10 protein-coding genes and 2 pseudogenes are annotated in these 12,826 nt (G+C 71.0%); 3 read left to right on the top strand and 9 right to left on the bottom strand.

Annotated elements, in window-relative coordinates:
• Nucleotides 1–1,190 (top strand): annotated as a pseudogene (locus ASE76_RS19215) (NAD-dependent succinate-semialdehyde dehydrogenase); the annotation flags it as partial.
• 14 nt (nucleotides 1,191–1,204) lie between these two features.
• Nucleotides 1,205–1,462 (top strand): annotated as a pseudogene (locus ASE76_RS21495) (aldehyde dehydrogenase family protein); the annotation flags it as partial.
• 15 nt (nucleotides 1,463–1,477) lie between these two features.
• Here ASE76_RS21495 and ASE76_RS19210 read toward each other — a convergent pair.
• The 3 genes from ASE76_RS19210 to ASE76_RS19200 form a co-directional block, all read right to left on the bottom strand.
• A complete protein-coding gene (locus ASE76_RS19210; RefSeq protein WP_236698533.1) occupies nucleotides 1,478–2,257 on the bottom strand; it encodes a hypothetical protein in 780 nt (259 codons plus the stop codon).
• A 118-nt stretch (nucleotides 2,258–2,375) separates the two neighbouring features.
• A complete protein-coding gene (locus ASE76_RS19205) occupies nucleotides 2,376–3,050 on the bottom strand; it encodes an HAD family phosphatase (protein ID WP_055843321.1) in 675 nt (224 codons plus the stop codon).
• 173 nt (nucleotides 3,051–3,223) lie between these two features.
• A complete protein-coding gene (locus tag ASE76_RS19200) occupies nucleotides 3,224–4,369 on the bottom strand; it encodes a hypothetical protein (RefSeq protein ID WP_156362929.1) in 1,146 nt (381 codons plus the stop codon).
• A 302-nt stretch (nucleotides 4,370–4,671) separates the two neighbouring features.
• Between ASE76_RS19200 and ASE76_RS19195 the strand changes: the two genes are divergently transcribed.
• Entirely contained in the window at nucleotides 4,672–5,355 is a 684-nt protein-coding gene (locus ASE76_RS19195) for a response regulator transcription factor (protein ID WP_055843317.1), read from the top strand.
• 118 nt (nucleotides 5,356–5,473) lie between these two features.
• Here the strand turns inward: ASE76_RS19195 and ASE76_RS19190 are convergent, their stop codons facing one another.
• From ASE76_RS19190 to aceK, 6 genes are all read right to left on the bottom strand, one after another.
• Nucleotides 5,474–7,309, bottom strand: a complete 1,836-nt coding sequence (locus tag ASE76_RS19190) for a hybrid sensor histidine kinase/response regulator (protein WP_055843315.1) — start codon at nucleotides 7,307–7,309, stop codon at nucleotides 5,474–5,476.
• A 63-nt stretch (nucleotides 7,310–7,372) separates the two neighbouring features.
• Nucleotides 7,373–7,783, bottom strand: a complete 411-nt coding sequence (locus tag ASE76_RS19185; RefSeq protein ID WP_055843313.1) for a YchJ family protein — start codon at nucleotides 7,781–7,783, stop codon at nucleotides 7,373–7,375.
• Nucleotides 7,784–7,843: 60 nt separating this feature from the next.
• The gene (locus ASE76_RS19180; protein ID WP_055843311.1) at nucleotides 7,844–8,974 is read right to left on the bottom strand and encodes an acyl-CoA dehydrogenase family protein; all 1,131 of its coding nucleotides are present in this window, start codon (nucleotides 8,972–8,974) and stop codon (nucleotides 7,844–7,846) included.
• 44 nt (nucleotides 8,975–9,018) lie between these two features.
• Complete coding sequence (locus ASE76_RS19175) at nucleotides 9,019–9,687, bottom strand: SDR family oxidoreductase (RefSeq protein ID WP_055843309.1); 669 nt, start codon at nucleotides 9,685–9,687, stop codon at nucleotides 9,019–9,021.
• 68 nt (nucleotides 9,688–9,755) lie between these two features.
• Complete coding sequence (locus tag ASE76_RS19170) at nucleotides 9,756–10,937, bottom strand: acetyl-CoA C-acyltransferase (protein ID WP_055843308.1); 1,182 nt, start codon at nucleotides 10,935–10,937, stop codon at nucleotides 9,756–9,758.
• A 47-nt stretch (nucleotides 10,938–10,984) separates the two neighbouring features.
• On the bottom strand, nucleotides 10,985–12,805 hold the full coding sequence (aceK, locus tag ASE76_RS19165; protein ID WP_055843305.1) for a bifunctional isocitrate dehydrogenase kinase/phosphatase: 1,821 nt from the start codon (nucleotides 12,803–12,805) through the stop codon (nucleotides 10,985–10,987).
• Nucleotides 12,806–12,826: the final 21 nt, after the last annotated feature.

Below are 12,826 nucleotides of genomic sequence, written 5' to 3'. Positions count from 1 at the left end.
CCGCCCACGCGGCSTTTCCCGCCTGGCGCAAGGTGCCGGCCAAGCAGCGCGCGGCCATCGTGCGCCGCTGGAACGACCTGGTCCTGGCCCACCAGGAGGACCTGGGCCGGCTGATCTCCCGCGAGCAGGGCAAGCCCCTGGCCGAAGGCCGGGGCGAGGTGGCCTACGCGGCCAGCTACATCCAGTGGTTCGCCGAGGAGGCGACGCGGATGAACGGGGAAGTGATCCCGGCGCCGGTGACAGGCCGGCGGATGTTCGCGCTCAGGGAGCCGGTGGGGGTGGTGGCGGCGATCACGCCGTGGAACTTCCCCGCGGCGATGATCGCCCGCAAGATCGCGCCGGCGCTCGCCGCCGGCTGCACGGTGGTCTGCAAGCCGGCGGAGGACACGCCGCTGACCTCCCTGGCGCTGGTGCTGCTGGCGCAGGAGGCGGGGGTGCCGCCGGGCGTGCTCAACATCGTGACGGCATCCAGGGAGCACACGCCGGCGGTGGTGGATGTCTGGCTGGACGACGCCCGGGTGCGCAAGATCACCTTCACCGGCTCGACGCCGGTGGGCAAGCACCTGGCCCGGCGGTCGGCCGATACCCTGAAGAAGCTGTCGCTGGAGCTGGGGGGCAATGCGCCTTTCATCGTGTTCGAGGACGCGGACCTGGATGCGGCGGTGGAGGGTTTCATGGCGGCCAAGTTCCGCAACGGCGGGCAGACCTGCGTGTGCCCGAACCGGGTGTTCGTGCAGCGCGCGGTGCACGATGCGTTCGCCGCCAAGCTGGCGGCGCGGGTGGCGGGGCTGAAGGTGGGGCCGGCGACGGATGCGGCCTCGCAGATCGGGCCGATGATCAATGCGCGGGCGGTGGAGAAGATCGAGCGGCACGTGGCCGATGCGGTGGCCCGGGGGGCGACGGTGCTGACGGGCGGACGGCGGCTGGCCGACCTGGGTGCGACCTACTACGCACCGACGGTGCTGACGGGGGTGGACGGCGCGATGGAGTGCTCCTGCGAGGAGACGTTCGGCCCGGTGGCGCCGCTGACCTGTTTCGAGACGGAGGCCGAAGTCGTCGCTGCGGCCAACGACACGCCGTTCGGGCTGGCGGCGTATTTCTACAGCACCGACGTGCGGCGCATCTGGCGATTGGCCGAGGCGCTGGAGTCGGGGATCGTGGGGATCAACGAGGGGGCGATCGCGGCCGAGGGGATCGTGGGGATAGGACCGAAGTCGTCGCTGCGGCCAACGACACGCCGTTCGGGCTGGCGGCGTATTTCTACAGCACCGACGTGCGGCGCATCTGGCGATTGGCCGAGGCGCTGGAGTCGGGGATCGTGGGGATCAACGAGGGGGCGATCGCGGCCGARGCGGCGCCCTTCGGCGGGGTCAAGGATTCGGGCTACGGGCGGGAAGGCTCGACCCACGGGCTCGACGACTACCTGCACACCAAGTATGTGTGCCAGGGCGGGCTGGACTAGTCGCGCAACCTCCGTTCAGAACCGGGTGCCCACCGACACCCGCCACTGGTTCTGCAGCGTGAAATTGACCTTCGGGTCGTAGGCCAGCCGCACGAAGACCTGCGGCCAACTGTAGGTCATGCTGGCGCCGTGGCGGTGGATGTAGCGGCCGTCGTCCAGCGTGCCACGCTTGTCGAGCAGGTCCAGAAACACTGCATGCCCCGCATCGGTCGGCAGGCGGGCGACCAGGTGCACATGCTGCTGGTCGGGGTGCTCGCGGTTGTCGCGGACCACCTGCATGCCCACGTAGCGGGCCTCGCTCCAGCGATAGCCGGCCGACAGCATCCAGGCATCGTTCGGGTCGAAGTTGAGGTTGACGTAGTTGCGCAGGTTGGTGCGCCCCAGCCCGGCGCCCGCATACCACCGCGTACCCGTCTCGAGGTTGAGGCTGCCGCCCGCGAAGCCGCCCGAGGCCCACTGCACCGACGGCAGCAGCCGCACCGGACCCAGCGTGAAGCTGTGGTCCCAGCCGCCGCGCAATTGCGACAGGTCGCCCACCGGTGCCCGGAAGGCCCCTACCCACAGGTCGCCCACATCGCCCTGGTAGCGCAGGTTCACATCCAGCCCGGTGCTGGTCGGCTGGCCGGCGCCGGCCGTGCGGTAGAGGCCGGTGGTGAACTTGAAGGGAGCCGCGGGGGCGTCCTCGGCCGGCACCGACGCGGCGGCCGCGGTATCGCCTTCGCGCTGGGCGGCGGTGCGGGTGGCCAGGGCCGTCGCCGGCAGACCCGCCAGCAGCATCGCCAGGAGACCGTGCATGCCTCCTGCCCGCCCCATCATGCGGTGGTGCAGGGCCCGTCGCAGCCGGGGCCGGTCGCGCACGGCCGGGCCGGCAGGCGTTGCGGGGTTGGAGTGTGCGGCGGCAGGCATCGGCGTACTAGCCGTGTGCGCCCAGCAGGGCCGGCAGCGCGTCCATCGAATGGAACAGCGTCTGCACGCCGCTCGCCTGCATCTCCTGCGCACTGCTGTGGCCCGGGCCGCCGGGGCAGTAGCCGAAGACGGTAGCACCGGCGGCGATACCGGCGGTGGCGCCGGTGACCGAATCCTCCACCACCGCGCAACGGGCCGGGTCCACGCCCAGTGCCGCCGCCGCGGCCAGGTACACGTCGGGAAAGGGCTTGCTCCGCGGCGTCTCGTGGCCGCTAAAGATGCGGCCGTCGAAGCAATCGACCAGGCCGGTCTTTTCCAGTTGCAGCACCACCTTCTTGCGGTCCGCGCCCGAGGCGCAGGCGATACGGCCTCCGTAGGCCGCGTGGATCGCGCGCACCGCGTCCGACGCGCCCGGGATCGCCTCCAGTTCGCGCAGCAGAGCCACGTTGCGCTCCTCCCAGAACTCGTGCAGCCAGGCATCGGTGAGGGGCTGGCCGGTACGCGCCTCGATGGTGACGCGCTCTTCCTTCACCGCCTTGCCGACGAAGATGCGCAGGCACTCCTCGGCCGTCATGACCCAGCCGCGCAGGGCCAGCCGGTCGCGCAGCACGCGGTGGGTGATCGGTTCGGAATCGACCAGTACGCCGTCGCAGTCGAAGAGAACGGCGTCGAAATGGGGCATGGGGAGGTCCTTCGGCTCGGTGGAAAACGGTGCCGCCGAATCTACCGCATGGGATTTTCGCGATGCGCCGCCGGCGCATGCGCGCACCCGCCCAGGACGCAAAAAAAGGCAGGCGCCTCGCAAGGCGCCTGCCAACCCCCATAGAGAAACCGGGACGGGGAATCTCCGATGCGTTACGGGAACACCGGACCCGACAGCGGGTTGCCCACGTCGGCCGCGTTCTTCACGTAGATGGTGTGGATGCTGCCGTCCGCCACCCCGAAATCGCCGAGGTAGAAGTAGCCCTGGGCCGCCTGCGCATTGAGCCGGGCGAGGGTCTGCTGCAGGCTCTCGCCGCTGGCCTTGGCCTCGGTGCGGTATTCGATCGGGCCCGACTGGGTCGAGCGCTTCTCGTACATCTGCACGCTGGTCTGCAGGTTGTCGACCAGGTACGGCCCGCGGTAGAGCAGGCCCTGCGCGCCCTGGGCCGTCAGGCGCTGGAGCAGGTCGGCGCCGCTGGCGAACCGGTCGTCGACGAAGCTGTAGACGAAGTTGGCACCCGACGCCGCATCCTTCGCATACAGGTTGAAGAAATCGCCCTGCGACAGGCTGCCCAGGTACGGGCCGGAGAACCGGAAGCCCCGCGCGCCCTGCGCGTTGAGCTGGCTCAGCAGCGCAGCGCGCGCTATCGGGTTGGCCGACGGCTGGCTCTCGTACGCGTAGGTGGTGCTCTTCGAGGTGTCGGTGACGAAGAGCGACACCGCGGTGGACGGCGTCCCCACCGGGGAGAACGCCACGTCGGATTTGTAGGCGAAGCCGGCCGCACCCTGCGCGTTGAGCGCCGCCAGGATGGCGCTGGAGCCCGCCGCGGGCGCGGTCGTCCGGTACTGCAGCCGGGTGGCGGGGCGGGCGGTGTCCTTCAGGTACAGGTCGCCGATCGCGACGGTGCTGCCGCTGGTGCTGGCGACCGAGCCGACAAAGGCGTAACCCTCCTGGCCCAGGCTGTTCATCCAGGCGACCGCGGCGTCGTTCGAGGTGGCGCCCGCTTCCAGGCGGTACTGCCCGGTCGATGCGACCGGTGCAGGGGCCGGCGTGGGTGCGGGGGCCGGAGCAGGCGACGGAGACGGGGACGGCGCGGGCGTAGGCGCAGGGGCGGGTGCCGGGGAAGGCGATGGCGACGGGCTGGGCGAAGGCGACGGTGCGGGCGTCGGTGCCGGTGCCGGCGTCACCGGTGCGCCGATGTCCGCGTTGCCACTGCCGTCGCCTCCTCCACCACAGGACGCGAGGGTGAAAGTCATCAGCGTGGCGGCAGCCAGGCGGCTCAGGGTGTTGGAGTCCATATGTAAATACGTCTGGGGGTTGTAAGGCGGGCCGTCCGTCGACCGGGGACGAATGCACAGGCGATGCACGCACAGCGCAGTGACGTCCCCGCTCTGCATGCCCGTCGGAGCGTCTTCGCTGCGCGCGGGCCGTGCCGGACGGTCATGTGGCCTGCCTGCGACGGCGGCGGGAAACAGCGCAGATTCTCTGTACATTCGCATCCCTGCCGAACCCCCCGAACGGGGGGTGGTCTGTAACCTCCTGCATCGCAGCCGCATGCAGCGCGGCGCCCCGATCGCAGGGCGCCGATGCCACGACATCCATGACCCTCTCCCCTGCCGAACCGGCATCCCGCGGATACGCCCTGGTGGTCGACGACCATCCCCTGGTGGCGCGCGGCATCACCGAATTCCTGCGCGCCCATGCGCTGCTGGAAGACGCCGTCGGCGTGGGCGGCACGCAGGACGCGCTGACGACGATCGCGCGCCTGGGCCCGCCCTCGGTGGCGCTGGTCGATTTCTGGCTCGCCGACGGCACCACTGCCACCTTCCTGGCGGACCTGCGCACGCTGGCGCCGCGGGCGCGGGTGCTGATGATGAGCGGCGACGGCAACCCCGCGGTCGTGACCCATGCGGCCAGCAACGGCGCCCACGGCTTCCTGCACAAGCAGCAGCCGCCCGAAGTGTTCGCGCAGGCCGTGCGGGCGGTGCTGGAGGGTGGCACCTGGTTCGACGCCCCTGCGCCCGCGCCCGCCCACGGCGCCGCGCCGCAGCGCGACGTGCCCCTCTACGCCCGCGACCTGGGCCTGACGCCGCGCCAGGGCCAGATCCTGGAGCAGGTGCTAGAAGGCCACCCCAACCGCCGCATCGCCGAGGCGCTGCACCTGTCGGAGCACACGGTGAAGGAGCATGTCACCGCCATCCTGCAGCGGCTGCAGGTGCGCAACCGCGTCGAGGCGATCGCCAAGCTGCGCGGCGTGCAGTTCCAGCCCGGCCTGCAGGATTGAAGGTGCGAGAGGATCTGCTGCGCAGCCCGATTGCGCAACTGCGGTCCTCACCGTACCGAAGGTCGGCTCCGGTCCTCGCCGCACACTCGGGCTTGCTCGCTACGGTTCTTTCGCACCTTCAAGGCCTGCGGGCGTCCGCTGTCCCGCCGGATTGCGCGATAGGCTTGCGGGTCGACAGCCAGCGCGCCAGCACCGCGTAGAGCTGCTCCGGGTCCATCGGCTTGCGGAACACCAGGTAGCCCGCCTCTTCGGCCTCCAGCAGGTCGGCGGCGGCATGCTCGCCGCTCACCATCGCACCGTATGCCTGCGGGCAGCGCTGCAGCAGGGCCTGCAGCAGCGCATAGCCGCGCTCGCCCGATGCCAGGTTCTGGTCGCTGAGGATGGCCGCGGGGACGAAGCCCGCATCCAGGTACGCGAAGGCCTGCGGGCCGCTCTCGGCGACGCGGGTGGTCACGCCCCAGCCTTCCATCAGGCTCGACCAGGCGGCCGCCACCTGCGGGTCGTCCTCCACCAGCAGGCAGTTTCCCGCGAGCGTGCCGGCGCGGCTTCGCAGAACCCCGGCCGGGCGCGCCCGCGCCGCGCCGTCGTGCGCCGCCGCGGCGACCTCGATCCAGAAGCAGGAGCCCCGGGCCGGCGTCGATTCGAAGCCGTAGCGCACGTCCGACAGCTCGGCGGTGCGCGCCACCACCGCCAGGCCCAGGCCGTAGCCGGCGGTGGCGCGGCCCGGCTGGCCGCCGCGGAAGAACGGGGTGTAGAGCCGGTCGCGGTCGACCAGGGCCACGCCGCTGCCGGTGTCCCATACCTCGATGCGCCAGCGGCCGCCGCGCTGGCGCACGCCCAGCAGCACGCCGCCGGCGCGGGTGTAGCGCAGCGCGTTCTGCGTCAGGTTGAACACCATCTGCCGCAGCAGCGCCGGATCGCCGTGCACCACCGCATGCCGCCGCCGCGGCAGATGGAAGCGCAGCGCCAGCCCCCGGTGCGCCGCGTCCGGGCCGAAGACGGTGGCCACCTCGTCGAACACGGTGCGCACCGCGACATCGGCCGGGAAGGTGGCGAAGCTGCCGTCCTCGAGCCGCGACAGGTCGAGCAGCGCGTCGAACATCAGGGTGAGCGAGCGCACGCAGCCGCGCATGTCCTGCAGCAACGGCTGCATCTGCGGATCGGCGTTGCGCAGCGCCGCGGCCTCGGTCAGCATGCCCAGCGCATGCACCGGCTGGCGCAGGTCGTGGCTGGCGGTGGAGAGGAAGCGGCTCTTCTCGGCCAGCGCCCACTCGGCCCGCTCCTGCGCCGCCTGGTACTGGCGCGCGAGCGCGGCGGCGCGCTGCTCCAGCGCCACCTGCTGCAGCACGAAATGCCGCGTGCCCGCGGCGTGCCGGAACACCACCAGCCCGTAGAGCAGGCACAGCGGCAGCAGGTAGTGCCAATGGTCGGGAAAGACCCAGAACACCGCGCCGGTGAGCGGCCCGAAGCAGCACACGAAGAAGCGCAGGAACACGCCGGGCAGCGGCGCCAGGTAGGTCGCGGCCGAGGCGGTGACGGCGCACAGCGACAGGTACAGCAACAGCTTGAACTCGTACGACGCGCTGTGCAGCGTGATGAAGATCGGCAGGCTCCACGCCACGCCGTAGGCCACGGCCAGGCGCTCGAAGGCGGGCTCCCAGCGCGGCACCAGCACCTCGTCGGGAAGGTGGCCCGACTGGGCGCGAAAGCGCAGCCGCATCCGCATCAGCATGCCGGCCAGCGCCATGAAGCAGAGCCACCAGATGCCCAGCGGGAGCGGATCGGCGCTGCGCAGGTGGAACAGCACCAGCACGCCGGGAATCACCACCGCCGCGATCTCGGAGACGTACTGCTGGGCCATCATGTCCAGCATGCGCCGGCGGGCCGCGAGCTCGGAGACCATCACCGGCGCCTGCTGCGCCGGTGCACGGGTGCCGGGAAACGGAAAGGACATGGGCGGATGTATCGGGCCGAAGGAAGAAAAACCGTGCGGGCACCGTGCGGCGCCCGCGGCCGCTCAGACCTGGTCGCCGTCGCGGTAGAACCAGCGCTCGCCGTCGCGCTCGAAGCGGCTCTTCTCGTGCAGCCGGTGCGCCAGGCCGGTGGCGTCGCGCTGCCGGGCGACGAACTCCACCTCGGCATGGGCGTCGTCGATCACCCGGCGGGTGCGAACGTCCAGCCCCAGCCACCGGACGCCGGCATCGAAGGGCACCGAGGCCGGCCGGGTGGCCGGGTGCCAGGTGGCCAGCAGGTAGTCCTCGCGCTCTCGGACGTAGGCGGTGTAGCGCGAGCGCATCAGCGATTCCGCATCCGGTGCCGGCACCGTGTCGAAATGGTCGAGGTAGCGCCCGCAACACAGGGCGTAGTGCAGCACGTGGCTGCGGCGGTCGGTGCGGCCGCAGGGGCAGGCGGGGGAAGGTGGCGACATCGCTGCATTTTCGCCTGCGTTGCCGCCCTGCCCTTTCGGCAGCCCCGGCAGGCCGGCCGATCAGGCCAGCGCGCGCTGGATCAGCAGCTTCTGGATGTCCGAAGTGCCTTCGTAGATCTGGCAGACGCGGACGTCGCGGTAGATGCGCTCGACCGGGAAATCGCGCACGATGCCGTAGCCGCCGAGCGTCTGGATCGCGGCGCTGCAGACGCGCTCGGCCATTTCGCTGGCAAAGAGCTTGGCCATGGCGGCCTCCTTCAGGCAGGGCAGGCCCGCGTCGCGCACCGCGGCGGCATGCCAGACCAGTTGGCGGGCGGCCTCGATCTGCGTCGCGCAGTCGGCCAGGCGGAAGCCGACCGCCTGCTGCGAATAGATCGGGCCGCCGAAGGCCTGGCGCTCCTTGGCGTACTGCAGCGCCGCATCGAACGCGCTGCGCGCCATGCCGACGGCCTGCGCCGCGATGCCGATGCGCCCGCCCTCCAGACCGCCGAGCGCGATCTTGTAGCCCTCGCCCTCGGCGCCGATGCGGTTGGCCGCGGGGATGCGGCAGGCGTCGAACTGCACCAGCGCGGTATCGCTGCTGTGCTGGCCCAGCTTGTCCTCCAGCCGCGCCACGGTGTAGCCCGGCGCGTCGGTCGGCACCAAGAAGGCGCTCATGCCGCGCTTGCCGGCCGCCTTGTCGGTGACGGCGATGACGATCGCCACCTGCCCGTTCCGGCCGCTGGTGATGAACTGCTTGCTGCCGTCGACGATGTAGTCGTCCCCCTCCCGCCGCGCGGTGGTGCGCAGGGCCGACGCGTCGCTGCCCGCCTGCGGCTCGGTCAGGCAGAAGGCGCCCAGCATCCGGCCCTGGGCCAGCGGCTCCAGCCAGTCGCGCTGCTGCGCCGCGCTGCCGTAGCGCAGCAGGATGGCGTTGACCGGGCAGTTGGTCACGCTGATCGCGGTGCTGGTGCCGCCGTCGCCGGCGGCGATCTCTTCCAGCACCAGGGCCAGGCTCAGGTAGTCCATGCCGGCCCCGCCGTGTTCCTCGGGCACGCAGATGCCGTAGGCGCCGAGGGCGGCCAGGCCCTGGTGGGCCTCGCGCGGAAAGGTGTGCTCGCGGTCCCAGCGGGCGGCGTGGGGCCACAGCTCGCGCTGCGCGAAATCGCGCACCGCGTCGCGGATCGCTTCGTGGTCGGGGGTCAGCAGCATGGCGTGTCTCGTGTTCTAGTGTGGGCAGGTTGGCGCGCGGCGCGTCACCAGGTCGGATAACGGGTGCCGTCGTGCAGGATGAAGCCGCCGCGGTCGGCCGGCGTCAGCCGCGCCAGCACGTCGCGCATGCCGGTGACGCTAGCCTCTGCCGTCAGGGCTGCACCTTCGCCGCCCATGTCGGTCTGCACCCAGCCGGGGGAGAGCGCGACCAGCGTCGCCCGCGGATAGTCGGCCTGCGCGCTGGCCACCGCCATGTTGAGCGCGGCCTTGCTGACCCGGTAGGTCCAGGGATCGCTCGACGACGCATCGGCGATGCGGCCCAGGGTGCTGCTGACGAAGCCGAAGACGCCGCCCGCCTCTTCCACCAGCGGCGCGACCTGCGGGATCGCCTGCATCGCGCCCAGCACGTTGGTGTGCATCGTGCGGTCGAAGTCCTCGCGCGTCGGCGGAGACAGGGCGTCGCCGCGGGCGATGACGCCGGCCACGTACATCGCCAGGTCGAGCTTCTCGCCGTCCAGCGCCCAGGCCAGGCCGCTGATGCTGGCCGGGTCGGCCACGTCGAGCCGCCGCGCCTCGGCCCCCAGGGCGCGCAGCCGCTCCAGGCCGGCGTCGTCGCGGGCGGTGGCGATCACCCGCTCGCCCGCCTCGGCGTACTGCCGCGCGAACTCCAGCCCGATCCCGCGCGACGCGCCGATCACCAGCACTGTGCCCATGTCCTGCCCCTTTTTCGAATGAAAAGATGCCGCAGCCGGCGTTCCGCGCCGACCTTCAGCTATTATTTCTATAGCAACTCGATCGCCATCGCGGTGCCTTCGCCGCCGCCGATGCAGAGCGTGGCCAGGCCGCGTGTCTTGCCGCGGGCCTGCAGCGCATGGATCAGCGTCACCAGGATGCGGGCGCCGCTCGCGCCGATCGGGTGGCCCAGCGCGCAGGCGCCGCCGTTGACGTTGACGATCTCGTGCGGCACCTGCAGCTCCTGCATCAGCGCCATCGGCACCACCGCGAAGGCCTCGTTGACCTCCCACAGGTCCACGTCCGACGCCGACCAGCCGGCCTTGGCCAGCGCCTTCTGCGTGGCGCCCACCGGCGCGGTGGTGAACCATTCCGGCGCCTGGGCGTGCATCGCATGCGAGACGATGCGGGCCAGCGGCCGGGCGCCCAGACGCTCCGCGGTCGAGGCGCGCATCATGACCAGCGCGGCCGCGCCGTCGTTGATCGACGAGCTGGAGGCGGCGGTGATGGTGCCGTCCTTCTTGAACGCAGGGCGCAGCTGCGGGATCTTGTCGAGCTTGATCTTGCCTGGTCCTTCGTCGATCGCGACCACCGTCTCGCCGCCGCGGGTCTTCACCGTGACCGGCGCGATCTCGGCGGCGAAGGTGCCGTCGACGGTGGCGGCGTGGGCGCGGCGCACGCTCTCCATCGCGAAGGCGTCCTGCGCCTCGCGGGTGAAGGCGTAGTGCGCGGCGCAGTCCTCGCCGAAGGTGCCCATGGCGCGGCCGGCCTCGTAGGCGTCTTCCAGGCCGTCGAGCATCATGTGGTCGAAGATCTGGCCGTGGCCGATGCGGATGCCGCTGCGGCCCTTGGGCAGCAGGTGCGGCGCGTTGGTCATGCTCTCCATGCCGCCGGCGACGATCACCTCGTGGCTGCCGGCCAGCAGCATGTCGTGCGCGAACATCGCGGCCTTCATGCCCGAGCCGCACATCTTGCTGAGCGTGACCGCCCCGGCGCTCTGCGGCAGCCCGCCCTTGAAGGCCGCCTGCCGCGCCGGGGCCTGGCCCTGGCCGGCCATCAGGCAGTTGCCGAACAGCACTTCGCCGACGGTGTCGGCCGCGATGCCGGCACGCGCCATGGCGGCGCGGATCGCCGCACCGCCCAGGTCGTGCGCGGCCAGGCTGGCGAAATCGCCCTGGAAGCCGCCCATGGGGGTGCGGGCGGCGCCGACGATCACGATGGGGTCTGTCATGGGATGTCTCCTGTGTGTGGAATGAAGAAGGCTCGAAAAAACACGGGTCAACGCGCACCGGACGCGCGGACGACGGAGAAGCGGGCTTCCTGGCCGTAGGGGAACACGTCGTAGACATGGCCGGCCGCGATCCGCTCCTTGTGCTGCTGCCAGAACGCGGTGTCGAGCAGGTCGGCGTGGTGGCGCAGGAAGGCCTCGCGCACCGCCGGATGGCCGAGCAGGAAGGGGCCGAAGGTCTCGGGGAACACGTCGCGCGGGCCCACCGGGTACCAGACCTCGCCGCTCGTCTCGTCCTCTTCGTTGCGGGGCGCGGGCACACGGCGGAAACGGCAGTCGGTGACGTACTCGATCTCGTCGTAGTCGTAGAACACCACCTTGCCGTGGCGGGTGACGCCGAAGTTCTTCCACAGCATGTCGCCCGGGAAGATGTTGGCGGCCACCAGGTCCTTGATCGCGTTGCCGTACTCGAGCACGCTGCGGTCGAGCCGCTCTCGCACCGCCGGGTGCTCCAGGCCGGCGTCGAACTGCTCCTGCAGGTAGAGGTTGAGCGGCACCATGCGGCGCTCGATGTAGAGGTGCTTGATGATCACCTCCACCCGCCCGTCGCCGTCGCGGTCGGAGATCTCCAGCTGGCTCGGCGCGTGGGCCTGGATCTCGGCGATCAGGGCGTCGTCGAAGCGGTCGCGCGGGAAGGCCACCTCGCTGTACTCCATCGTCTCGGCCATGCGGCCGACGCGGTCGTGCTGCTTGACCAGCAGGTACTTGGCCTTGACCTGCTCGCGCGTCGTCTCCTTGGGTGCCGGGAACCGGTCCTTGATCAGCTTGAAGACGTAGGGGAAGGACGGCAGGTCGAACACCAGCATCACCATGCCCTTGATGCCCGGCGCGATGCGGAAGCGGTCGCTGCTGTGGCGCAGGTGGTGCAGGAATTCGCGGTAGAACAGCGTCTTGCCCTGCTTGGCCAGGCCGAGGGCGTTGTACAGCTCGGCCCGCGGCTTCCTCGGCATCAGGCTGCGCAGGAACTGCACCGTGGCCGACGGCACCTCCATATCCACCAGGAAATAGGCGCGGGCGAAGGAGAACAGCATCTGCAGCCCCTCCTCGCCGAACAACACCGTGTCGACCGCCAGCGGGCCGGGCCGCGCGTCGTGCAGGTGCAGGATCGGCAGGGCGAACGGCAGCTCGAAGAAGCCGTTGAGCAGCTTGCCCACCACGTAGGCGCCCTTGTTCCGGTAGAACAGGCTGGAGAGCACCTGGATCTGGAAGTTGGCCCGCAGCGTGAGGCCCGCCATCCGCGCCTCCATCGCCGCGGCCACGTCGTGCGCATCGCGCTCCACGTCCTCGAACGGCAGTGCCAGCCGGAAGTTGTGCAGCATCCGCACCAGGGTGGCCTGCAGCGTGCCGGCGGTGGGGTAGTAGGCGCGGTAGACCGGCTCCGCGCCCGGCGCGTCGTCCTCCAGGAACTCGGTGCTGGCGGCGGGCCGCACGAAGATGAAGTCGTTGTGGAAGTGGGTGCGGTGCAGGATCTTCGTCGTGACCGAGTTGAAGAAGGTCTCTGCCAGCTCGGGCTGGCGGTGGTTCACCAGCAGGCCGATGTAGTGCAGCTTGGCCTGCTGCCACACGTCCATCGGCTGGGCGCCGGCGGCATGCTCGCGCTCCAGCGCGGCCACCGCCTCGGTCACCCGCAGGTCGTAGAAGGCGATGCGCTCGCGCAGCGCCCGCTGCTGCCCGCGCCAGTCGGCCGCCTCGAAGCGCTGCTTGGCATCGGCCGACGCGCTGCGGAACAGGCGGTAGTGGCGGTCGAACCCGTCCATCATCGTCCGGGCGATGCCGAAGGCCAGCGGCGAATCGAGGCGTTGCGGGAACATCGCGGCGGCCGCTGGCGGGCG

It is taken from the genome of Xylophilus sp. Leaf220, from assembly GCF_001421705.1.
Classification (GTDB): Bacteria; Pseudomonadota; Gammaproteobacteria; order Burkholderiales; family Burkholderiaceae_C; genus Xylophilus.
Note: the sequence above shows the minus strand (reverse complement) of the source record. Positions and strands in the feature narration are given on the sequence as shown.

Excerpts from the sequence above, each read along its gene's own strand:
- ASE76_RS19175 (WP_055843309.1), bottom strand. The coding sequence starts at position 9,687 with ATGGGCACAGTGCTGGTGATCGGCGCGTCGCGCGGGATCGGGCTGGAG.
- ASE76_RS19195 (WP_055843317.1), top strand. The coding sequence starts at position 4,672 with ATGACCCTCTCCCCTGCCGAACCGGCATCCCGCGGATACGCCCTGGTG.
- ASE76_RS19200 (WP_156362929.1), bottom strand. The coding sequence starts at position 4,369 with ATGGACTCCAACACCCTGAGCCGCCTGGCTGCCGCCACGCTGATGACT.
- ASE76_RS19185 (WP_055843313.1), bottom strand. The coding sequence starts at position 7,783 with ATGTCGCCACCTTCCCCCGCCTGCCCCTGCGGCCGCACCGACCGCCGC.
- ASE76_RS19190 (WP_055843315.1), bottom strand. The coding sequence starts at position 7,309 with ATGTCCTTTCCGTTTCCCGGCACCCGTGCACCGGCGCAGCAGGCGCCG.
- aceK (WP_055843305.1), bottom strand. The coding sequence starts at position 12,805 with ATGTTCCCGCAACGCCTCGATTCGCCGCTGGCCTTCGGCATCGCCCGG.
- ASE76_RS19170 (WP_055843308.1), bottom strand. The coding sequence starts at position 10,937 with ATGACAGACCCCATCGTGATCGTCGGCGCCGCCCGCACCCCCATGGGC.
- ASE76_RS19210 (WP_236698533.1), bottom strand. The coding sequence starts at position 2,257 with ATGCACGGTCTCCTGGCGATGCTGCTGGCGGGTCTGCCGGCGACGGCC.
- ASE76_RS19180 (WP_055843311.1), bottom strand. The coding sequence starts at position 8,974 with ATGCTGCTGACCCCCGACCACGAAGCGATCCGCGACGCGGTGCGCGAT.
- ASE76_RS19205 (WP_055843321.1), bottom strand. The coding sequence starts at position 3,050 with ATGCCCCATTTCGACGCCGTTCTCTTCGACTGCGACGGCGTACTGGTC.